This is a genomic window from Natronocella acetinitrilica, from assembly GCF_024170285.1.
In the GTDB taxonomy this organism is placed as follows: domain Bacteria; phylum Pseudomonadota; class Gammaproteobacteria; order Nitrococcales; family Aquisalimonadaceae; genus Natronocella; species Natronocella acetinitrilica.
The window spans coordinates 173,592-195,578 of the sequence record NZ_JALJXV010000001.1; the positions used below are offsets into that span (position 1 = coordinate 173,592).

20 protein-coding genes and 2 tRNA genes are annotated in these 21,987 nt (G+C 63.7%); 13 read left to right on the forward strand and 9 right to left on the reverse strand.

Annotation, left to right across the window (positions count from 1 at the left end; all coding sequences use genetic code 11):
* The first annotated feature begins 12 nt into the window (after positions 1–12).
* The 5 genes from J2T57_RS00885 to J2T57_RS00905 all read left to right on the forward strand — a co-directional run bounded on the left by J2T57_RS00885 (position 13) and on the right by J2T57_RS00905 (position 6,238).
* Positions 13–285 carry a DUF2160 domain-containing protein gene (locus J2T57_RS00885; protein WP_253472835.1) on the forward strand — a complete coding sequence of 91 codons (273 nt, stop codon included), beginning with the start codon at positions 13–15 and terminating at the stop codon, positions 283–285.
* Positions 286–400: 115 nt separating this feature from the next.
* Entirely contained in the window at positions 401–2,152 is a 1,752-nt protein-coding gene (locus J2T57_RS00890; RefSeq protein WP_253472838.1) for an ABC transporter substrate-binding protein, read from the forward strand.
* Positions 2,153–2,335: 183 nt separating this feature from the next.
* Positions 2,336–3,616 (forward strand): ergothioneine biosynthesis protein EgtB, encoded by a 1,281-nt coding sequence (egtB, locus tag J2T57_RS00895; RefSeq protein ID WP_253472841.1) that lies wholly within the window; start codon positions 2,336–2,338, stop codon positions 3,614–3,616.
* A 2-nt stretch (positions 3,617–3,618) separates the two neighbouring features.
* The gene (gene egtD, locus J2T57_RS00900) at positions 3,619–4,575 is read left to right on the forward strand and encodes an L-histidine N(alpha)-methyltransferase (protein ID WP_253472844.1); all 957 of its coding nucleotides are present in this window, start codon (positions 3,619–3,621) and stop codon (positions 4,573–4,575) included.
* Positions 4,576–4,714: 139 nt separating this feature from the next.
* Positions 4,715–6,238 carry a CoA-acylating methylmalonate-semialdehyde dehydrogenase gene (locus J2T57_RS00905; protein WP_253472847.1) on the forward strand — a complete coding sequence of 508 codons (1,524 nt, stop codon included), beginning with the start codon at positions 4,715–4,717 and terminating at the stop codon, positions 6,236–6,238.
* A gap of 77 nt (positions 6,239–6,315) precedes the next feature.
* On the opposite strand, the gene J2T57_RS00910 is transcribed toward J2T57_RS00905, so the two are convergent.
* The 7 genes from J2T57_RS00910 to J2T57_RS00940 form a co-directional block, all read right to left on the reverse strand.
* On the reverse strand, positions 6,316–6,726 hold the full coding sequence (locus J2T57_RS00910; protein WP_253472850.1) for a hypothetical protein: 411 nt from the start codon (positions 6,724–6,726) through the stop codon (positions 6,316–6,318).
* A 91-nt stretch (positions 6,727–6,817) separates the two neighbouring features.
* Positions 6,818–8,032 (reverse strand): MFS transporter, encoded by a 1,215-nt coding sequence (locus J2T57_RS00915; RefSeq protein ID WP_253472853.1) that lies wholly within the window; start codon positions 8,030–8,032, stop codon positions 6,818–6,820.
* 31 nt (positions 8,033–8,063) lie between these two features.
* Positions 8,064–8,930: a DMT family transporter gene (locus tag J2T57_RS00920; RefSeq protein WP_253472856.1), complete on the reverse strand. Its 867-nt coding sequence runs from the start codon at positions 8,928–8,930 to the stop codon at positions 8,064–8,066.
* Positions 8,931–8,988: 58 nt separating this feature from the next.
* Positions 8,989–9,064 (reverse strand) — tRNA-Phe (locus tag J2T57_RS00925).
* Between the two features lie 79 nt (positions 9,065–9,143).
* Complete coding sequence (locus J2T57_RS00930) at positions 9,144–9,419, reverse strand: oxidative damage protection protein (RefSeq protein WP_253472859.1); 276 nt, start codon at positions 9,417–9,419, stop codon at positions 9,144–9,146.
* A gap of 3 nt (positions 9,420–9,422) precedes the next feature.
* Entirely contained in the window at positions 9,423–10,490 is a 1,068-nt protein-coding gene (gene mutY / locus J2T57_RS00935; RefSeq protein WP_253472863.1) for an A/G-specific adenine glycosylase, read from the reverse strand.
* Entirely contained in the window at positions 10,490–12,952 is a 2,463-nt protein-coding gene (locus J2T57_RS00940) for an AsmA family protein (RefSeq protein WP_253472866.1), read from the reverse strand. The genes mutY and J2T57_RS00940 overlap by 1 nt, the downstream gene beginning before the upstream one ends.
* A 331-nt stretch (positions 12,953–13,283) precedes the next feature.
* Here J2T57_RS00940 and J2T57_RS00945 point away from each other — a divergent pair, with 331 nt between their 5' ends.
* The gene (locus tag J2T57_RS00945; protein WP_253472869.1) at positions 13,284–13,781 is read left to right on the forward strand and encodes a host attachment protein; all 498 of its coding nucleotides are present in this window, start codon (positions 13,284–13,286) and stop codon (positions 13,779–13,781) included.
* A gap of 23 nt (positions 13,782–13,804) precedes the next feature.
* Here J2T57_RS00945 and J2T57_RS00950 read toward each other — a convergent pair.
* Positions 13,805–13,878 (reverse strand) — tRNA-Gly (locus J2T57_RS00950).
* A gap of 212 nt (positions 13,879–14,090) precedes the next feature.
* Between J2T57_RS00950 and trmB the strand changes: the two genes are divergently transcribed.
* The 4 genes from trmB (at position 14,091) to nfi (ending at position 16,959) form a co-directional block, all read left to right on the forward strand.
* The gene (gene trmB, locus J2T57_RS00955; protein ID WP_253472872.1) at positions 14,091–14,723 is read left to right on the forward strand and encodes a tRNA (guanosine(46)-N7)-methyltransferase TrmB; all 633 of its coding nucleotides are present in this window, start codon (positions 14,091–14,093) and stop codon (positions 14,721–14,723) included.
* Positions 14,724–14,762: 39 nt separating this feature from the next.
* Positions 14,763–15,803 (forward strand): NADP(H)-dependent aldo-keto reductase, encoded by a 1,041-nt coding sequence (locus tag J2T57_RS00960; RefSeq protein WP_253472874.1) that lies wholly within the window; start codon positions 14,763–14,765, stop codon positions 15,801–15,803.
* A gap of 145 nt (positions 15,804–15,948) precedes the next feature.
* Positions 15,949–16,248 carry a DUF6763 family protein gene (locus J2T57_RS00965; RefSeq protein ID WP_253472877.1) on the forward strand — a complete coding sequence of 100 codons (300 nt, stop codon included), beginning with the start codon at positions 15,949–15,951 and terminating at the stop codon, positions 16,246–16,248.
* Positions 16,249–16,959, forward strand: a complete 711-nt coding sequence (gene nfi, locus J2T57_RS00970; protein WP_253472880.1) for a deoxyribonuclease V — start codon at positions 16,249–16,251, stop codon at positions 16,957–16,959.
* Here nfi and J2T57_RS00975 read toward each other — a convergent pair.
* Positions 16,952–18,430 (reverse strand): response regulator, encoded by a 1,479-nt coding sequence (locus J2T57_RS00975; protein ID WP_253472883.1) that lies wholly within the window; start codon positions 18,428–18,430, stop codon positions 16,952–16,954. The two genes, nfi and J2T57_RS00975, sit on opposite strands and share 8 nt — an antisense overlap.
* Positions 18,431–18,660: 230 nt before the next feature.
* Here J2T57_RS00975 and J2T57_RS00980 point away from each other — a divergent pair, with 230 nt between their 5' ends.
* The 3 genes from J2T57_RS00980 to J2T57_RS00990 are packed head-to-tail and all read left to right on the forward strand — an operon-like array spanning position 18,661 to position 21,942.
* Positions 18,661–19,044: a DUF6394 family protein gene (locus J2T57_RS00980; RefSeq protein ID WP_253472886.1), complete on the forward strand. Its 384-nt coding sequence runs from the start codon at positions 18,661–18,663 to the stop codon at positions 19,042–19,044.
* Positions 19,045–19,052: 8 nt separating this feature from the next.
* The gene (locus J2T57_RS00985) at positions 19,053–20,780 is read left to right on the forward strand and encodes a potassium channel family protein (protein ID WP_253472889.1); all 1,728 of its coding nucleotides are present in this window, start codon (positions 19,053–19,055) and stop codon (positions 20,778–20,780) included.
* Between the two features lie 37 nt (positions 20,781–20,817).
* Positions 20,818–21,942 carry an aminotransferase class V-fold PLP-dependent enzyme gene (locus J2T57_RS00990; RefSeq protein WP_253472892.1) on the forward strand — a complete coding sequence of 375 codons (1,125 nt, stop codon included), beginning with the start codon at positions 20,818–20,820 and terminating at the stop codon, positions 21,940–21,942.
* Positions 21,943–21,987 lie beyond the last annotated feature (45 nt).

Genomic DNA, 21,987 nt, shown 5'->3' on the forward strand with positions numbered 1-21,987 from the left:
GAGACCGACAACATGGAATGGATGTACTGGACACCACCCACCGCTGCCTTCTTCGCCGTGATCGCGACGATTCTGGCGGCCATGACGGTCTGGCAGGTGCTCTCTCCGACCACGCAGCGCAAGGGCTTCCTGCCGCTGTCGACGACACGGGGCGATCGCCTGTTCATCGGCCTGCTCAGCAGCGCCTACTTTCATCTGTTCTGGGTCGGTCTGACCGACTTCCATCCCGGTTTCATGACCGCCGCCTGCGCCGTCTGGATGGTGGCGCTCATGCGCTGGGGCTGAATTCGTCGCGTTGCGGCGATGGGCCGGCGGGGGTGCGCAGCCGTCGGCCTTGCAACAGAAGACTGCGCCGGAGGGTGTCCGCAACGGCGGACGAACAATGACACGGAGGAGAACAATGATGTTTCTCAACAAAGCCAAGCTGGCCGCCGGTGCAAGCGTGACCGCCCTCGGTCTCGCCGCCGTGCTGTCGGCCACCGCCCACGGCATGACCATGGAAGAACGCATGGCCATCGCCGAGGAACTGGTGGACAACCACCTGCAGCCATCGCAGCTCTCCCGCGAGGAACAGCTGGAGGAAATGCGCTGGTTCATCGAGGCCGCCGAGCCCTACCGGGGCATGAGCATCAACACGGTGGCGGAATCCCTGCCAACCCACGTCTGGGAATCGGAAATCCTGGCGGACTACTTCTCACGCATGACCGGCGTCAACGTGGAGCATTCCATCATCCAGGAAGGGGATTTGGTGGAGCGTCTGCAGACCGAGATGCAGTCGCGCCGCCCCATCTACGATGCCTACATCAACGACGCCGATTCCATCGGCACCCACTTCCGCTATGACGCCACCCTCGCCCTCGAGGACTACATGAGCGGCGAAGGCGCGGACATCACCCTGCCCACCCTGGATCTGGACGATTTCATCGGCCTGGACATGGCGCGGGACCCGGATGGCAAGCTCTACCAGCTTCCGGCCCAGCAATTCGCCAACCTCTACTGGTTCCGCTATGACTGGTTCCAGCGCGAGGATTTCCAGGAGCAGTTCCGGGAAATCTACGGCTATGACCTGGGCGTGCCGGTGAACTGGTCCGCCTACGAAGACATTGCCGAGTTCTTCACCGAGCATGTCGGCGAAATCGATGGACAGCGCGTCTATGGCCACATGGACTACGGTCGCCGCGATCCATCGCTGGGCTGGCGCTTCACCGACGCCTGGTTCTCCATGGCCGGTGCCGGCGACACCGGATTGCCCAACGGTATCCCGGTGGACGAATGGGGTATTCGGGTCGAGGACGGCCATCCGGTGGGTTCCAGCATCACCCGCGGTGGTGCGACCAACGGTCCGGCGGCCGTGTTTGCGCTCACCAAGTTCATCGAGTGGCTGGACAAGTACGCGCCGTCATCGGCCCGTGGCATGACCTTCTCGGAGGCCGGTCCGGTGCCTGCCCAAGGCAACATCGCCCAGCAGATCTTCTGGTACACCGCCTTCACCGAAGCCATGCTGGCCGATGATCTGCCGGTGGTTGACGACGACGGCCTGCCCAAGTGGCGCATGGCACCCTCGCCCCACGGCCCGTACTGGGAAGAGGGCATGAAGGTAGGCTATCAGGATGCCGGTTCCTGGACCCTGCTCCACCACACCGACCCGGATCGCCGTGCTGCGGCCTGGCTGTTCGCCCAGTTCACGGTGGCCAAATCAACCTCCCTGGCCAAGACCCACCATGGCCTGACGCCGATTCGCGAAGGTGACATTTTCCACGAATCGTTCACCGAGCGGGCGCCACAACTGGGTGGTCTGGTCGAGTTCTACCGCAGCCCCGCCCGGGACCTATGGACCGATACCGGCCTGAACGTTCCTGACTACCCACGCATGTCGCAGATGTGGTGGCCGAATATCTCGGACGCCATCAGTGGCGAGCGGACACCACAAGAAGCCCTGGATCGTCTGGCCCTGGAACAGGACAACCTGATGGCCCGGCTCGAGAGGGCCAATGCCCAGCCCAACTTCGGCCCACGCATGAACCCGGAACGCGACCCGGAGTACTGGCTGAGCCAGCCCGGCTCTCCCAAGCCGAAGCTGGACAATGAAAAGCCCCAGGGCGTCACGGTACCCTACGAGGAGCTGCTGCGCTCCTGGACCGAGGCTCAATAAGCATCCCGATCCCCATGGGATCCTCCCTTCACGCTGCCGACGACTGTCGGCAGCGTGTTTTCTATCCATTGAAACGTTTTGACGCGCCAGCGCCTGATAGCTACCTTGTGAAGAGGCTTTTTTGATGCGCTGCAGCGTCAAGCCTCCACCCAGGGACTCATCAGCAGCTAACAGGACAGGCGCATGCTCGCACCGGTTAATCCCGACGCCACCCTCGCCGAGGGCGAAACACTGGGCGCGCGCTTCGCGCGCATTCGCGCCACCACCGAGCAGCTGACCCGGACGCTGACGCCGGAGGACCAGGTCATCCAGACCATGCCCGACGTCAGCCCCACCAAGTGGCACCTGGCTCACGTGACCTGGTTTTTCGAGGAATTCGTGCTCAAGCCTCACCTGCCCGGCTATGAAGCGTACGATCCGGCCTTCGGTTTTCTCTTCAACAGCTATTACAATGGTGTGGGTTCCATGCATCCGCGACCACAGCGGGGCTTGCTGAGCCGCCCGGGCATCGAGCAGATCCGGGCCTATCGACGTCATGTCGACGACGCGGTCAATGCACTGCTAGCCCGGAACCCGACTCCGGAAGTTGCCGCCCTGGTATTACTGGGAACCCACCATGAACAGCAGCATCAGGAACTGCTGCTCACCGACATCAAGCATGTGCTTTCCGTGAACCCCTTACGGCCGCAATTCCAGGCGCCCGAGCCGGACGACGGGCCGGCGGCGCCATCGCTGCGGTTTCTGGCCGGTGGGGGCGGGCTGGTCACTGTTGGCCATGGCGGTGAGGGCTTTTACTTCGACAATGAAACACCACGCCATCGCGTCTTTCTGGAACCCCATGCCATCGCCAATCGCCCTGTCACAAACGGGGAATACCGTGAGTTCATCCGGGATGGCGGCTACCAGCGGCCGGAACTCTGGCTGTCGGATGGCTGGAGTACGGTCCGGGAACGCGACTGGGAACGACCACTTTACTGGGAGGTCGATCTGGACAGTGTCTTCACCCTCGGTGGCGTCCTGGCACTGGACCCGGATGCGCCCGTCTGTCACGTGAGCTATTACGAGGCGGACGCTTTCGCCCGCTGGGCCGGCGCGCGTCTGCCGCTGGAGGCGGAACTGGAAATTGCCGCGGAGACTGTCGCCATCGAAGGCAACCTGCAGCAGAGCGGTCGATTCCACCCGGCACGGGGCAGGGGCGAGGGGATGATACAGATCTGGGGAGACGTCTGGGAGTGGAGTGCGAGCCCATACACCGCGTACCCGGGATTCAGGCCGCCACCCGGCGCCGTGGGTGAATACAACGGCAAGTTCATGTGCAACCAGTTGATCTTGCGGGGCGGCTCCTGCGTGACACCAGCCGACCATCTGCGGCCCACCTATCGCAATTTCTTTTATCCGGATGCCCGCTGGCAATTCAGCGGCATCCGCCTCGCCAGAGATTCCCAGACCACGGAAGGAGCCTGACCATGTCTGCCGAAGCGACCGGTATGCCTGATCCGGTGCGGGAATTTCATGACGACGTCTGTCGGGGTCTGGGCAAGCGGCCGCGCTGCATTCCACCCAAGTATTTCTATGACGCTCGGGGCTCGGAGCTGTTCGACCGTATCTGCGAGCTACCGGAGTACTACCTGACCAGAACGGAACTGGCCATCATGCGGGAGCATGCAGCAGGCATGGCGGACGCCGTGGGGCCGGACGCCCTGGTGCTCGAACCGGGCAGTGGCAGCAGCGTCAAGATCCGCCTGCTACTGGATGAACTCATCAACCCGGTGGCGTATGCGCCAGTGGAGATCTGTGCAGAGCATCTGGCGGCAAGCTGCGAGTTGTTGCGTGACGCCTATCCGGCACTGCCGATCCTGCCGGTCTGCGCCGATTTCACACGCGAGATCAGCGTGCCGGACACCGTCAGGACGCCACGACGCCGGCTGATCTATTTTCCTGGCTCTACCCTGGGCAACTTTGCACCGGCGGATGCCGAGAATCTCTTGCGTGCGCTGCACGCCACCGCCGGCCCGGACGGCATGCTGCTGCTGGGGATAGACCTACGCAAGGACAGCGACGTCATCCTGCCCGCCTACGACGACAGCGCTGGCGTCACGGCAGCCTTTAATCAGAACCTGCTGAGACGAATCAACCACGAATTAGGCGCCGACTTTGTCATCGATCAGTTCCACCATCGGGCGGTCTGGAATGACGTCGAGAGCCGCATCGAAATGCACCTGGTCAGTCAGCGCGATCAGTCCGTTCGGATCGGCGAGGCCGAGTTCGGGTTTTCCACCGATGAGCCCATCATCACCGAATACAGCTACAAGTACACCGTCGAGCGCCTGCAAGGCATTGCCGCGGCTGCGGGCTTTCAGCAGGTCACATCGTGGCAGGACCCTGACAACTGGTTTTCCGTGCAATTGCTGCATCGCCACTGAACACCGAACCGCCCCCGGGAGGTCATGAGCGCTCGGGGCTGCTATTATTCCGGGCCACGCATGCGCGGCCCGACCGCGATGCCCGTCTCGCCAGCAGGACGGCAAATGGCAAACATATCGAACCCTTGAGGGCAGACAGATGGCTCAGGTACGTGAATCCGACGCCGCAAAGCAGCGCGTCCAGCATTTCATCAACGGCAAGGTCGTGGATGGTGGCGAACGCAGCTTCCCCGTTTACAATCCCGCCACCGGCGAGAGCAATTGCGAGGTAAGCCTGGCGGACGCCGCCACCACGCGTCGCGCCATCGAGGCGGCCCGCGATGCCCTCCCGGGCTGGCAGCGGGTTACGCCGCTCAACCGTGCGCGCATCATGTTCCGCTTCAAGACGCTGATCGAGGAGCGCGCCGACGACATCGCCCGGCTGATCACCTCGGAACACGGCAAGGTGTTCGAGGATGCCCGTGGCGAATTGACCCGCGGCCTTGAAGTGGTGGAGTTCGCCTGCGGCATTCCCCACCTGTTGAAGGGTGAGCACTCCCTCAACGTGGGGACCAATGTCGACAGCCACTCCATGATGCAGCCGGTAGGCGTCTGCGCCGGTATCACTCCGTTCAATTTCCCGGCCATGGTGCCCATGTGGATGTTCCCGGTGGCCATCGCCTGCGGCAACACCTTCGTGCTCAAGCCCTCGGAGAAGGATCCGTCGGTACCGTTGTACATGGCGGAACTGCTCAAGGAAGCAGGGCTGCCAGACGGCGTGTTCAATGTGGTCAACGGTGACAAGGTGTCGGTGGACGCCCTGCTGACCGACCCGGATGTGGCTGCGGTAAGCTTCGTCGGCTCCACTCCCATCGCCGAGTACATCTATTCCACCGGCTGCGCCCACGGCAAGCGGGTGCAGGCGCTGGGTGGCGCGAAGAACCACCTGGTGGCCATGCCCGACGCCGATCTGGACCAGACCGTCGACGCCCTGATGGGCGCCGCCTACGGCTCCGCCGGTGAACGCTGCATGGCAATCTCGGTGGCGGTGGCCGTGGGTGACGAAGTGGCCGACGCCCTGATCCAGCGGTTGAAGCCCAAGGTGGAGAACCTGCGCATCGGCGACGGCCTGGCGGAGAAAGGTCTTGAAATGGGGCCCCTGGTGACCCGTGAGCACCTGGAGAAGGTCAGCGGCTACATCGGTCTCGGCATCGAGGAGGGCGCGGAGGCCGTGGTCGACGGTCGCAAGCGTGCCTTCCCCGACACCGAAGGCTATTTCATCGGCGGCACGCTTTTCGATCGTGTCACCACCGACATGCGCATCTACAAGGAAGAGATCTTCGGCCCCGTGCTTGCGGTGGTGCGCGTACCCGACTATGAAACCGCGGTAAAGATCATCAACGAACACGAATTCGGCAATGGCGTGGCGATCTTCACCCGCGACGGCGACGCCGCCCGACAGTTCAGCCAGGATATCCAGGTGGGCATGGTAGGCGTCAACGTGCCGATCCCAGTGCCCATGGCCTTCCACAGCTTCGGTGGCTGGAAGCGCTCCCTGTTCGGGCCACTGCACATGCACGGCCCGGACGGTGTGCGCTTCTACACCAAGATGAAAACGGTGACGTCGCGTTGGCCGACGGGTGTGCGCTCCGGTTCGGAGTTCGTCATGCCTACCATGAAGTAGACAGCACCAGCTGTACGAAAAGGGGCCGCATTACTGATGCGGCCCCTTTTGTTTGTGTCCTGACAGTGAGCCCCCTCCTAGGGAAGCTTGAAGCCACCGCTGGGGCCACCCGGTTGCGGGCCGCCTCCACCCATGCCGCCGCCGAACCCGCCCTGCCCCGGCGTCACGATGGAAGATGCCTGTTCACGGCGCATTTCCTCGATGCGGCGAATCATTTCCTCGAGGGCCTTTTCAGCCTGTGCGGGGAACTGCTCCACCGCCTGTTCCAGGGATTCGACTTCCAGTGTGAAGTTAACCGGTAACGGCCCCGCTTCCGTCATGACCTGGGTATGGCCGGTGTACTCCACCGAGCGGCTGTCGTCGACGCTGCCATCCGGCTTGATCGGCGTCAGGCGGCGGATGCTGCCCGCCCGGCTATCGCTGAAAGTTTCCTCGCTGACCAACGAGCCGAGATCCAGGCTCAGGTCGGGGAAGTTATCCTGACTCATTACTCAAATCCTCGAAGTTCTCGACGCCCATGCGCCTTGGTCGGCGATAAGCATGCCGCACCCTGCCGCCGGATACAAAGCGAATGCCGTGTCAGGCCTCCTGGAGCTGCCGCCGCCGGAGACGATGCAGCCACAACAGCCCCACCAGTACCGCTATCAGAAACGGCACCACCATCAGGTTCAGCAACACCCAACCGAACGTACTGAGCAGCGCTCCGGAGCCGAGAGCCGTCAGGGTGACGGTGCCGAATACCACGAAGTCGTTGAAGGCCTGGGACCTGGCCTTCTCGGACTCGGCATAGGCCTCGGTCAACAGCGTCGTACCACCGATGAAAAGGAAGTTCCAGCCAACACCCAGCAGCACAAGCCCGCTCCAGTAGTGCCACACGCCATGACCACTGAAGTGGACCGCCACACAGGCCAGCATCAGCACGACTCCGGTGCCAAGCACCGTCAGCAATCCGAACCGACGCACCAGCTCACCGGTGAAGAACGAGGGCACGAACATGGCCAGCACATGCCACTGGATCACGAATGCCGCATCGTCAAAAGCGTGGTCGTGTGCCTCCATGGACAAGGGTGTTGCCACCATCAGCAGGTTCATGACCCCGTAGCCCACGGTGGCAGCGGCAAGGGCAACCATGAAGGTGGGCTGGGCGGCGATCTGCCGCAGCGGGCGGCCCGGATCGTTCAGCACCTGCTTCGGCGGCAGGGGGATACGCAGCGCGGAAATGGCGGCCATGCCCACCAGATACAGCCCTGCCAGCACCAGATAGCTGGCAGTGAAGTCCGGCCCCAGCAGCGTCCGTGTCCAGGCTGCGAGATTCGGCCCCATGAAGCCTGCGACAATACCGCCGGCCAGGACCAAGGATATCGCCCGGGCACGGCGCTCCACTGGTGCCACGTCAGCGGCCGCAAAGCGGTAGAACTGACCAGACCCGTTGTAAACTCCGATCAGCACCGCCGCAACGCAGAACAGCGCAAAACTCTGTGACCAGACCGCGAGCCCTGCAAGCAGGGTTCCCAGCAGGCCAAGGCTGACGCCAATCAGAAAACCGGGGCGCCGGCCATAGCGGCCCATGAACAACGATGCAGGAATCGCCGCCGCCGTCATGGCCATGAACTGCAGCCCCAGGGGAATCGTGGCCAGGGCCGGGTTGTCCGCCAATGCCCGCCCGACCAAGGCCGAGGTGGCAATCAGCACCGAGGTGCCCGACATCAGCATGGCCTGGGCCAGGGCGAGCAGCGCAATATTGCGGTACGGCGCCGGATTCGCGGCGACGGTTGTTCCGGTCCGGTCTGTCACACGTACCCCCCCCAACAGAATCATTTGCGACTCATGGACGACTTTCGCGCCACCAGACGGCCAGTCCACCACCGATTAGCAACAAGGTGCCCGCCAGCATTGTTGCGGTCAGCGGATCACCGAACACGGCAACGCTGATAACCATGGCGGAAATGATCTGAAAATACAGAAACGGCGATAATACCGAGGCCGGCGCGTGGGCGAACGCCGAGATGATCAGAAAGTGGCCCGTCGCGCCGAGGGCGCCCATGATCACCATGAGCAGCAGATGACCGACACCCGGCATCTGCCAGACCAGGGGCATCATGAGCGTCAGTGCCACCGTTCCCATGGCCGTGGTATAGAAAATCGTGGTGCGTGTCGGATCGCGGCCGCTCAACGTGCGGGTCAGCAGCAGGTACACCGCCAGCGTGCAGGCCGCGCCAAGCGGCAGCAGCATGAACCAGTCGGTTTCGAAGCCCGGGCGGACGATGAGCAGAACACCGGCAAAGCCCGCCATTACGGCCCCCACTCGGACGGGCGTGATCCGCTCCGACAGGAAGATCCCCGAGAGCAGCGTTACCAGGACCGGCGCGAAAAACATGATCGCGGTGGCATCGGCGAGAGGCACCCGGATCAGGGCCAGATAGAGCAAACCGGTCACCGTGATAAGCATGAGTCCCCGGATGGTCTGAATCCATGGGTGACGGGTCCGTACAAAACTCAGGCCATGACGTGCCGACAGGGCAAGCAGGACCAGCGCAGCATGAAAGAAGTAACGTGCCCAGACCACCTGCAGCACCGGGTAGTACTGGGACAGGTGCTTGCCCAGGGCGTCCATGCTCGCCAGCAGGGCACCCGCCATCATGGTCATGGCGATGCCCAACAGCAGCTTTTCGTTGACCGTGACGGCTTGCATGGCAGTTTTCTGCAAAGAAAAAAAGCCGAACCGACACGAGGTCGGTTCGGCCCGATGATGGTGGCCAGGGACGGAATCGAACCGCCGACACGGGGATTTTCAATCCCCTGCTCTACCAACTGAGCTACCTGGCCGAGGGCGCTTATTCAATCGGATCGGCCCTTTCCAGTCAAGGCTCGCGTGCCCCGAACCTGGCGGGGCGGCACGCTGGCGCTAGCGCTCTTCGGGCGGCACGTAGTCCGGCGGTGGCGTGGCGCCGCCTCCGAAGAGGAACTTTTCCATCTCCGTTTCCAGGAATTTCCGCGCCTTGGGCTCGATGGGTGTCAGGCGGTACTCGTTCATCAGCATGGTCTGGTGGCCCAGCCACTGCTGCCACGCCTGTTTCGAGATGTTCTCGAAAATGCGTTTGCCGAGTTCCCCCGGATACGGCGGCCGGTCCAGGCCTTCGAGTTCTTCGCCGAGTTTTGCGCATTGTACGGTGCGGGCCATGGCTCAGGCTCCTTTCTTCCAGCTGTCGAGCAGTCTGCTTACCGGGGCGGCAAGGCCCCGGCTCAAGGTGCCCGTGTTATACCAGACAAGGTCACGATCAGCCACGCCTGCAGCACCGGCAATAGGCTCGACCACGGCATGCACCGGCTCGATGTCCAGATGATAGTGGGTGAAGCTGTGACGAAACGCGGGCCACGGGTCCGACTGGCCGACATCCAGCCCGTAACGCTCCCGGCACAGCGCCTCCAGGGGTTCCTCCGGGGGGCACTCGGGCAGGCTCCACAACCCGGCCCAGATGCCGGTGGGCGGGCGCTTTTCCAGCAGCAGGCCGTCGGCGGATTCCAGCAAGAGCATGCGCAGCCGTCGCACCGGCAAGGCAGCCCGTGGCTTCGGTTCCGGGTAACGTTGCTGCTCGCCGCTGGCCAGAGCCCGGCAACCATCCCGCACCGGGCACAGCAGGCAGGCGGGACGCGCCCTGGTGCACAGGGTGGCGCCCAGATCCATCATCGCCTGGTTGAAATCGCCGCAACGCTGCTGCGGCGTGTGGGCTTCGGACAAGGCCCACAGAGCTTTCAGCACTGCACTGCGGCCAGGCCAGCCCGGCACTGCGTGGTAACGGGCCAGCACCCGTTTGACGTTGCCGTCGAGTATGGCGTGGGCTTGCCCCAGGGACAGTGACAGGATGGCGCCGGCCGTGGAGCGCCCCACACCGGGCAATGCCTCCCAGTCGGCAAGTCGTTCCGGCAGGCGGCCACCATGGTGATCCCTGATGCGTTGCGCCGCCCGGTGCAGGTTGCGCGCCCGGGCATAGTAGCCGAGCCCCGACCAGAGGGTCAGGACATCGTCCAGCGGTGCGTCCGCCAGTTCCGTCACATCCCTGAAGCGCTCGATGAAGCGCTGGAAATACGGAATGACGACGCCGACCTGGGTCTGTTGCAGCATGACCTCCGAGACCCAGACCCGGTATGGCGTTGCCGGATTCTGCCAGGGCAGATCGTGGCGGCCATGCTTGTCAAACCAGTCGAGCAATTGCCGGCGGAACATTTCCGCCTCGGCTCCAGTGACCGCCATCAGCGTATCAGACGGCGCAATTCGTCCCTGGCCCGATCACGAACCTCGCCTTCCTGCTCACGGGCTTCGTCCCGCAAGCGCTGCTCGGCTCGCTCCTGCTCCCGACGCAGGCGCTCCTCGGCCTCCCGCTGCTCCTGCTCAAGACGCGCACGGGATTCGTCCTCGGCCTCCCGGGCGCGCTGCCGCAGGGCTTCTTCTTCATCGCGCAGGCGCTGCCTCTGCTGATCCGTCAGGGCGGCCTGCAGGTCCAGGCTGATACTGGGCTCAAGCAGAGAGCCGCGTATGCGCAGCGGTATCGGCAAGCGACGCAGGTTGTCCAGTGACTCCCCGCCCTGACCCTGGAGCGTGCCCACCAGATTGATCACCAGGCGATAGTCCACCGTCTGCTCCAGCAGGTTGGCTTCACCCCCGCCGGTCACCCGCAACAATGGCGATTGTGCGTTGAGCGACTCGTTGCGGACGATGCCGCGATCGAACACCAGCCGACCGACGAGTTCGGCGAAGTCCGTGCGTTCCGGCTCGGCGCTGGCAGCGGTTCGCTGACCCTGCAGCCGGGCGGTGGCGTCCCGCATCATCTGCGCAATGTTCATCCCCATCACGGCGCCATCGGTAAACCGGAACTCGGCCTCACCCACCAGGGTTCGCACCAGATCCATGACCTCAACACCCTCAGCTTCGGCCTGGATGGTCAGGTTGCCCGTTCCCTCGAGCAGGTCCTTGCCCATGAAATGCTGCACCAGGGGCCGGGCCTGCACGCCTTCCACCCGCTCGTTCACGCTCACCACGGCTTCGTCGCCGCTGGCATCGATACGGATGTCGCCGCTATAGGCGCCGCCGTAAAGGCGGGCACCGATGGGGTGCACACGCAGCAGGCCGTTGTCGGCGCTGACCGTGAAGTGCAGATCCTCGAACAGCAGTTCGCTGATGATGAGTTCACCGAGCCGGAAGTTGCCGTCGAGGCGCAGGCTACGCAGCAGCTCCATGGGCAATTCCACGGGCTCGGCGTCGGAATCCTCGCCCACGGCCTCCACCGGCGCCGGATCGTCTTCGGAGGGCGGCGGCAGGTAGCGGTCGGCGTCAAGCCGGTCGATCTCGACGTTGAAGCCGATCATCGGATCATCGAACTCCGTGACGGAAGCGGTGGCCGCAATGCTGGTGTCGTCCAGACGAATCGCCAGGTTGCCGACCTGCGCGGAATCCTCGTTGGCGGTGAACTCACCATTCATAGAAAACACGGTGAGCACGTCGGGATCAGCGGTCTCCGGCACTTCCTGATTGAGGGCCTGGAGGACCTGCCGCAGATTCGCCTCGGCCAGCTCGAAGCGGCCGTTCACCGTGGGCGTACCACTGAGATCGGCTACCCGGGCCTCGGCACTGAGGGCGAGCCCTGCGGCACCGAGCGCCAGCTCGGTGATCGTCAGTGCATCGTCGGCAAGCCCGAAGCGCCCCGACAGGGCGAGGTCCGAGGGATACGGCCCGTCATCCTCCACCGGCTGACCCAACGCCTCCAGCAGGCCCCGGACATCGGTCTCGGCCAGGTCGAATCGGCCGTCGACGGACAGATCACCGGTGAGGTTGGACACATCCGCCTGGGCGGTGAGATCAAGACCCGCCGCGCGCAGGCGCAGCGCCTCCAGACGGGCCGTGTCACGACCCAGGTCCACATCCACCACGGCACCGATGGTTGCCAGCAGTCCACGCGGGGGCAGATCCGGCGAGAAAGTGCGGACCTGTAGGTCGCGAAGAGCGAGGTTGATGATTTCGAAGTCCGAGCTGACGCGGAAAAGGGAGTCGAGTTCCCCCTCCATGCGGAGGTCGCCATCCAGCGCTGCCACCCAGTCCGCACGCAGGGAGATGTCGTCGTCCAGGTCAATCTCACCGAGATAGACGTTGGCAGGGCCGAACTCCTGGCGGGTGTTGGCCTGCCGATCCTCGTAAATCAGTTGCAGATTGGTCAGCTCGACTCCGCCAAGCCTCCCTACAACGACGGGGGGTGCCCGGTCATCCGGCGCGTCGGTGTCCGGCTCCGGGGGCTCGGTGGCAACCTCTTCGGGAGACTCCGGCAGATCCAGTTCCCAGTTGCCCTCGCCCTGCTCGTTCAGCACCAGGTGCACTACCAGCCCATCCATGCGAATGGTGTCCATCACCACTTCCCGGCGCAGCAGGGGCAGCAGACGCACGGCGATGCCGACACTCTCCACCTGAACAAATGGCTGATCGCCAAAGCCGTCGCGATTCTCCAGGCGCGTCCTGCCAAGATCCAGACCAAGCCAGGGGAAGAACGAGAGGCTGATATCCCCCTCGATCACCAGTTCCTGTCCGGTGTTCTCCTGCACGAGGCGGCCGATGTCATCCCGGTAATCGTTCGGGTCCACCAGCAGGACGATGGCGACAACCAGGGCAATCACGAGCCCGACAACACCGAGCAGCGCGAAAACGATCCATTTGACGAGCTTTGCCATGCAGGCTTCCTTCTTCCCCAGTGAAATGTCGTCATCCTCAAAGGAGACACTAATGTAGGACAGCATACAGAAAACGTCTGTAGACCCTGTTCTATACTTCAAGGCAGCGCGAGAGGAAACAGGGGAATTCCGCCTGATGCCGCGATATACGCAGCACGACTCCTCCTGGCGCCGCAATGGCGATCGGCAGCCGGTCGCGGGCGGCCTGTTTCCGCGTTTTAGTCCACCCCCAACGGCATTTGGTTCATGCAGCCGGCCGGCCTCTGCGGCCGTCAGCGGCGGGTTTTGCATGTCCATGCCACTTCCACCACGGCTTCAGAAGGAGAGCTGTATGAGTCAGTACTGTGTGGTCGTAGCCGAAGGATCCCGTGCGCGCTTTTTCACTGTGGAGCCCGCCGAACTGCCGGAACTGGAATCCGGTCCCAATCTGGTGGAGCGCAAGAGCCTGACCAATCCGGAACACCAGGCCCATGACGATGAGGTGTTCGCGGAGACACGAGCCGGACGCAATCGCTCGAATGGAGGCGCCGCTCACGGCTATGACGACCATCGCGCCGGCCACGACGCCGAGATGGAACGTCGCTTTGCGCGGGACATAGCCCGCGAGTTGGACGAAATCGCCCGTGGCAATGGCACACAGCGTATCGTGCTGTGCGCCGAGAAACGCATGCTTGGTTACCTGCGGCCACCTCTGCAGAACACCATCGCATCAAATATCCAGCTGACCGAGATTGCCAAGGACCTCGCCAAGCTGACCCCTGGCCAGATCCAGAAGAAACTGGCGCAGGAAGGCCACATCCCACCCTGCAAGCCACGAGCCGGAATCTGAACGATATCTGCGGGAAATCAAAGTGGAGCGGGTGATGGGAATCGAACCCACGTCATCTGCTTGGGAAGCAGAGGCTCTACCATTGAGCTACACCCGCGAGACGCCCCGGCGCCTGACGGCGCCGGGTTTCCTTGATCATTGTGCGATTGCACGCCACATCTGACAAGCCCACGCAGTGACGCCTTTCCCTTGGCCCATCGAATACGCCAAAATGCCCGGCTGCCAAGCTGTGAGGTATTTGCGGTGAGTGATCAGCAACCGGCGCGAGGCGCTCGCACCATCCGGACTTTTGTCCGGCGGGAAGGCCGCATGACCGATGCCCAGAAGCGGGCGCTGAGTGCACTCTACGAGCACTGGGGCGTGAATCCGCCGGTGGTTTCCCTGGATCTGCCGGCCTTGTTTGGGCGAGCAGCACCCACGGTGCTGGAAATCGGCTTTGGCGACGGCGACTCCCTGGCGCAGATGGCCATGGAAGCGCCAGAGAAAAACTTTCTCGGCGTCGAGGTCCACCGCCCCGGTGTCGGGCGGCTGCTCAACAGGCTGGAGACGGAGAGCATCGCCAATGTTCGCGTCGCCTGCCATGACGCACTCGAGGTCCTGCGGGACTGGCTTGCGCCGCAGAGCCTGGACGCCATCCACCTGTTTTTCCCTGATCCATGGCCGAAGAAGCGCCACCACAAGCGGCGCATGGTGCAGCCTGCCTGGGTGGATCTTGCCGCGTCCCGCCTCCGGCCCCTGGGCATCCTGCACATGGCGACGGACTGGGAAGACTATGCCGAACACATGCACAACGTCATGGCTGACGCTCCGCTGTTCGAGAACATTCATGGCGATCAGAACTTCGCACCCGATCGCCACGGACGGCCGCCTACCAAGTTTGAGCGCCGCGGCGTGCGCAAGGGTCACCAGGTGCGTGATCTCGTCTACCAACGCCGCGGCTGACACTTCCGCAATCCGGACAGCCACAGAGGAGATGGCCACATGGACTTTCGTCCACTGGGTACCACCGATCTCAACGTCAGCGTTATTTGCCTGGGCACCATGACCTGGGGCGAGCAGAATACAGAAGCCGAGGCCCACGAGCAGCTGAGCCTTGCCGTGGATCAGGGCGTGAATTTCATTGATACCGCGGAGCTCTACCCCGTTCCGCCCCGAGGCGAGACCCAGGGGCTCACCGAGGACTGGATAGGGACCTGGCTCAAGCAGCGCAGCGACCGCGACAAGCTGGTGATCGCCACCAAGATCTCCGGCCCGGGGCCAGACCATATTCGCGGCGGCGCGACGACCTACAACCGGGAGCACATCCGCCAGGCAGTGAATGATTCGCTGCGCCGCCTGCAGACCGACTACATCGACCTCTACCAGTTGCACTGGCCGACCCGCAACGCCAATTTCTTTGGCAAGCTCGGCTATCGCCCCAAGGCCGACGACGACGGCGCCGAAGCAGCCATGGTCGAGGCACTGGAGGCGCTGGACGAGCAGGTCAAGGCCGGCAAGATTCGTCATGTGGGATTGTCCAACGAGACCGCATGGGGTGCGATGAAGTTTCTGCAACTCGCACAAGAACGCGGCCTGCCCCGGATGCAGTCCATCCAGAACCCTTACAGCCTGCTCAACCGCAGCTATGAAGTCGGCCTGGCGGAAGTCAGCCATCGCGAGCGATGCGGGCTACTGGCCTACTCGCCTCTTGGTTTCGGCACCCTAAGCGGAAAGTACCTCAACGACCAGCGACCGGCGGGAGCCCGCTTGACGCTGTTCGATCGCTTCCAGCGCTACCTGAACCCGCTGGGTGCAAATGCCACGGAGCGCTACGTGGCGCTGGCCCGGGAGCACGGCCTGGACCCGGGGCAGATGGCCCTGGCCTTCGTCAATTCGCGCAGCTTCCTCACCAGCACCATCATCGGTGCGACCACGACGGAGCAACTGCGCAGCAACATCGACAGTGCCAGGCTGACGCTGAACGACGCGGTGCTTGAGGGCATCGAGACCATCCATACGGCGCAGCCCAACCCCTGCCCGTAGAGGAAGTGTCGAACAGTTGCCGATCACGCGCCGGCCTTCTATAACTGAGGGACGTGACTGGTTCCCCGCATACATCCGGTCCTGCGGGGCCGGATGGCCCGACTAGCGATCAGATACCGCCAGCACGTTGCGGAGGAGGAGCGCAATGGGCATTCAGTACAGGCCGGAGATCGGCGACTGGTATGAGACCGCGAGCGGCGACCTGTTCGAGGTGGTGGCCCTGGATAGCCGGGAAGGGACGGTGGAAATCCAGTATTTCGACGGCGCCATCGAAGAGCTGGACATGGAGACGTGGCTGGAACTGGAGCTCATGGCGGTGGAGCCACCCGAGGATTACAGCGGCTCGCTGGACCTGGCCCGGGAGGACTACGGTACTGACAGCGACTCCGCCTACAGGCTGGACAGCCATAACCCCCTGGATGGTCCCGATCTCGACCGTTTCTAGGTGTCTGGGAAAGAGCTCGGAGCGCCGGACCTGAGGCCGTCGCTACACGGCTGGGAACTGTCGGCGTCTGAGGCACGCCAACTGCAGGGCCGGCTTGCCGAACGCATCTGTCTGACACCACTGCAGGGGCAACCCGAGACCGTTGCCGGCATCGACTGCGGGATCGAGGCGAACGGCCATCTGCGCGCCGTTGTCAGCCTGTTCGACTATCCCGCGATGAACCATGTGCAGACGGTCATCCACCGCCAGCCCTGCGTCTTTCCCTATGTGCCTGGCCTTTTGTCATTCCGCGAGATGCCGGCGGTGCTCGGGGCAATGGAACAGCTGGCCCAAAAGCCCGATCTGCTGCTTTGCGACGGCCAGGGAATCGCCCACCCCCGCCGCTTGGGGATCGCCAGCCATCTCGGTCTGTGGCTGAACCGGCCGGCAATCGGGGTGGGGAAAAGCCGCCTGGTCGGATGCCATGAAGACCCGGGGCAGGACAAGGGCTGCCATACGCCGCTGATGGACCGGGGTGAGCGAATCGGCACGGTGCTGCGAACCCGCACAGGGGTGCGGCCGGTCTACGTCTCACCCGGCCACCTGGTGGATCACGCCGACTCGATGGACTGGGTGCTAGGAACCCTCAGTCGGTATCGGCTGCCAGAACCCATACGGGCGGCCGACCGGGCCTCCCGCGGCCCGATCCCGATCCGGCCGGCGCTTAGATAAAAGCCAGCACCATGGCCGTCACCACCCCGGCACCAAGCATGGCGCCGGCAATGTTTATCTGTCGCCGGGAGCGGGCGTGCAGGGCGTGGGCCTCTCGGGCCGCGGCCTCGGCGCTGGCGGCAACCGCCTCCCGCACCATGGCGTCGACCGTACGCTCGAGGCGTTCCGCCACAAGATGATCGACTGCGTTGCGCGCCCGCTCTTCCACCCAGTGATCCAGCTGATTCTTGAGCCGGGGCACCGCATGCTCGCCCACGGCGGCCAGCACCTGGGCACGGAAATCCTCTCGCCCTGTCAGTTGCGCAATGGCCGATGTAACCGCTTCGACGGCGCGCTGGTCGATGTCATCGACGGCATCCGGCATGGATTCGCGCATGGCGATCATTGCATCTTCCGCGACGCGTCGGGCCGACTCCTCCGCAACCCTGGTCGCCATCTCCCGGGACACTTCGGTGGCCGTGACACCGGCATTCTGGCGGGCAATGGGCGCAGCCACCTCTTCCGCGGCGGCCCGCGCCTCGCTGAGTAACTGTTCACGCAGGCGCTGTTCCAGTTCGACGGTGTCCGCCGCAGCCGGTTTCTGGTCGCCAATGAGCCGGTAAAGCTGCTCAAGCAGGGATTGCTCGGTTTCCGCCGCCAGGCGTTCCGACGACTGCTGCGCAGCCAGGGTCGCGGCCTCGGTGGCGGCCTCATGAACACTGTCGCCAAAACCCTTGAGACCGTCTCGCCAATCCTCTCCGGTCTTGTCCAGTTCTCCCCGCCAGCGCTCGTCCAGCGCCGCCAGTGCAGCCTGCAGGCGTTGCTCTGCCGTGTCGGCCACGTCGCGGGCGGCATCCCGGGCAACATCAGCGGCCACGTCACGGGCCAGTTCGCGAACGCGCTCATGAACCACGGCGACGGCAATGTCCCGCACGGCGGCTTCGTCCAACCCCGACGCCGGCGGCTGCGTCATTTCCTGGCTCGCCGCCATGGGTGCCGGATCGGCAGATGGTGCAGCTGCTTCCGGCATTGGCTCGGGCTTTGCCGCTTGCACAGGCTCCGGCGACAGGACCTGCTCTGGCTCAGGCACGACGGCAACGTTCGCCGCAGGCTCTGGCGGCCTCCAGCGGCTCAGTTCCTGTAAAACCGCGTCCAGACCCTGGTCGCTGGTGGGCTTGGAGAGAAAACCGCAGATACCGAGCTCCCGGGCGCGACGTCGATCCTCATCACTGTCCTGGGACGTATACATGACCAGTGGCAGCGCACGCTCGCCGCGCAGGCGGTTGATTGCTTCCGCCGCCTCGAAGCCGTCCATGTCCGGCATCATGTAGTCCAGAAACACCACATCCGGCGACTGGCTGCGCAGGAATTCAATCGCATCGCCACCACAGTCGGCGGTGTCCACGTGCAAGCCACGGCGCGTAAGCATCTTGCTCAATGCCACCCGCGCCAGCCGCGAATCGTCCACCACCAGCGCCTTGCTGATTGCCATGCCCACCCTCTCGCGCCCTGCATCGAGGCCACACTATCCCATCTTTGCCGCGGGCAAGGTGAGTCACGCTTCACATCACCGCACAAGGGAAGCGCTGAAGTATTCACGGCGCCGCGCTCGACAAGGGAAGCCCGACCGCCAACCGCATGCTAACGTTGTTGAAAGGCCACGCGGCATCCGCTCGATGAGCTGATCCGTGTCGACGGAACCGAGGAGGAGACCAGCCAGCGATGAACCTGGAGAAAGTGATATTCGGCTTTTTCATACTGCTCGCGCTGACCCTGAACTTCGGTTTCTTCATTGGCGAAATCGATAACCCGGATCATCACAACGTTTACGAGCTGTTCGCCGCGATCGTGGTCAGCCTGATCGCCACGGTGATGAAATTCGGCGAACGCACGCAGATCGGTGCAGTCCTCCTCGCGGCGAGCCTGGTGGCGGATCTCCAGCTCATCGCCGCCGCCGTGGTGTGGGCAGTCGCCGTACATGTCAGTGATGCCGGCATGACACCGGCGGTGATGGCGAGCATCGTCTCACTGTCCGGCGGCGCCTTGCTCGCCAACCTGCTCTCCGCCGTGCTGCTGACCGTGGAAACGGTCAGCCTGCAACGCTGACGCCTGTCGTGAGCAGCGCCATCCTTTTGGTCCTGCGGCGGCTCCGCCCACCGTTGATCGTGCTGATCAGCGCCTACGCCATCGCCGTCGTGGGCTTTACACTGATGCCGGGGGTGGATGACGCAGGCAACCCTTGGCGCATGGGCTTTTTCGAGGCCTTCTATGTGGTGAGCTATACCGGCTCGACCATCGGCTTCGGCGAAGTTCCCTACGAATTCTCCGGCGCCCAGCGACTCTGGACCATAGTCAGCATCTATCTGACGGTGATCGCCTGGCTTTACTCTGTCGGAACAATCATCTCGCTGATCCAGGATCAGACCTTCCGCGCGGCTTTGACCCGCAGTCAGCTGAACCGCAGCGTCCAAAGCCTGACCGAGCCGTTCTGGCTGGTTTGCGGCTTCGGTGACACCGGCCGCCTGCTGGTTCGCGCACTGACAGAACGCCGCCGCAGGGTGGTTGTGGTGGACGATCTGCAGAGTCGCATCGACGACCTGAATCTGCGGGAACTGGGTGTGCACGTACCCGCCTTCTGCACCGATGCCAGGATTCCGGACAACCTGCAGGCAGCCGGCCTCGGGCATCGCTGGTGCATGGGAGTGCTGGCGGTGACGGACGACGATCATGTGAACCTCAAGATCGCCATCAGCAGCAAACTGTTGAGTGCCGGTCTACCAGTCCTGTGCCGTGCCGAGCGACAGGAAACTGCCGCCAACATGGCATCTTTCGGCACCGATGTGATCATCAACGCCTACGCCGCCTTTGCCGACCGCCTGGCGCTGGCCATTCGCGCCCCGGACACCCACCGCGTATATGACTGGCTCTCGGGCATACCCCACACAACTCTGGCAGAGCACCCCTCTCCGCCGGCGGGGACCTGGATCATCTGCGGCTACGGCCGACTCGGCCACGCCGTCCGCGAAGCCCTGGAAAGCGTGGGTGTGGAAACCGTGATTATTGACGAGACGCCGGAGCGCAACGGCTGCCCGCCAGGCTCGGTCAAGGGCAAAGGCACCGAGGCCAACACCCTGCGCGCCGCTGGCATCGATCAGGCTACCGCCCTGTTGGCTGGAACCGCCGACGATGCCGATAACCTCTCCATCATCATGACGGCCAGGGACATCAAGCCGGATCTCTACCTGGTGGCGCGGGAGAATGCGCTGGGCAACAAGGCCCTGTTCCAGGCAGCCAGGCCCGAGTTACTGGTCAAACCCAGCTACATCATCGCCAGCAAGGCGCTGTCCGTGCTCAACGCACCCCTACTGGGTAGTTTCCTCGATCAGGCACGGGCGCAGAGCAATGCCTGGAACGCGGACCTGGCAGAGCGCATTGCTGCGGTGTCCAGCGGCAAGACCCCTGAATGCTGGACGGTGCGGATCAGCGCGGCGCGAACACCTAGCGTCGTAGACGCGCTGGAGGACGGAAACGCGGTGACCGTCGGCGACATCTGCCGCGATCCCCGGCGTCGGGATCAAGCGCTGGACATGGTGCCGCTGATGCTGCAGCGGGAGGACGACAGCCATCTTTTGCCGACAGCGGACACTTCTCTCGAATCCGGTGACCGACTGGTATTCTGCGGCACGGAGAAGGCGCTTGGCCTCATGCGCGGCGTGGTCAGGAACCCGAACACCCTGCGCTATGTCATGACCGGGGAAATGCGCCCGGAAGGTTGGCTCTGGCGGCGTTTGACGCCATCACGGATCAGGGCTCGACCGATGGCGTCACAGCGTGAACAATAGAGCGCATACTGAAGCGTTGCCATAGCGGAGGAAGACCGTGTCCACACTGGTCCCGATTGTCGATCCTGACGGCCTACTCGAGTACTCGGTGGTCTTCAACGACCGCTCCCTGAACCACATGTCGGGCGCCTTTCAAAAGGTGATGCTCGACATATCCAAGGGGCTGCGCGACGTCTACGGCGCGGAGGCGGTGGTACTCGTACCCGGCGGTGGCACCTTCGGCATGGAGGCGGTGGCGCGACAGTTTGCCAGCGGACGACGCTGCCTGGTGATTCGCAACGGCTGGTTCAGCTACCGCTGGACCCAGATCCTGGAGATGGGCCGGATTCCGTCCGAGGAAATCGTGCTCAAGGCCCGCCCGGTCCACGACGGGCATCAAGCAGCCTATGCGCCGGCTCCCCTGGAAACCGTGGTAGAGACCATACGGCGGGAGCGTCCCGAGGTGGTGTTTGCACCCCATGTCGAGACCTCTGCCGGCATCATTCTGCCGGATGATTACATCAAGGCGGTTGCCGAAGCCGTCCACGACGTGGGCGGCATCATGGTGCTGGATTGCGTCGCCTCTGGCGCGATCTGGGTGGATATGCGGACCTGTGGCGTGGATGTGCTGATCAGCGCACCGCAAAAGGGCTGGAGCGCTTCCCCGTGTAGTGCGCTAGTGATGTTGAGCGCGGAGGGCGAACGGGTCATGAGCGAACGGCCAAGCAGCAGCTACGCCTGCGATCTGCTCAAGTGGCGGCAGATCATGCAGGCCTACGAGGCCGGCGGCCACGCCTATCATGGCACCCTGCCCACGGATTCCCTGGCGCAATTCCGCGATGCCATGCACGAGACCCGCGACAGGGGATTCGGCAAGGTCAAGGAACAGCAGCAGGAGCTGGGCCGGCGGGTTCGCACCTTGCTCAAGGATTTCGGCTATCCCAGCGTGGCGGCAACGGGCTTCGAGGCCCCGGGCGTTGTGGTCAGCTACACCGAGGACGACCTCATAAAGAACGGCAGCAAGTTCGCTGCCGTGGGGCTGCAGACCGCAGCGGGCGTTCCACTGATGTGCGACGAGCCGCCCGAATTCAAGACCTTCCGTATCGGGCTTTTCGGCCTCGACAAACTTGGCCACATTGACCGCACGGTGGATAAACTCGAGGAGGCTTTGCGCAGCTTGTAAGAGTTGCGGTGCGTTACGCGCTGCGCGCTAACAGCACCCTACAGC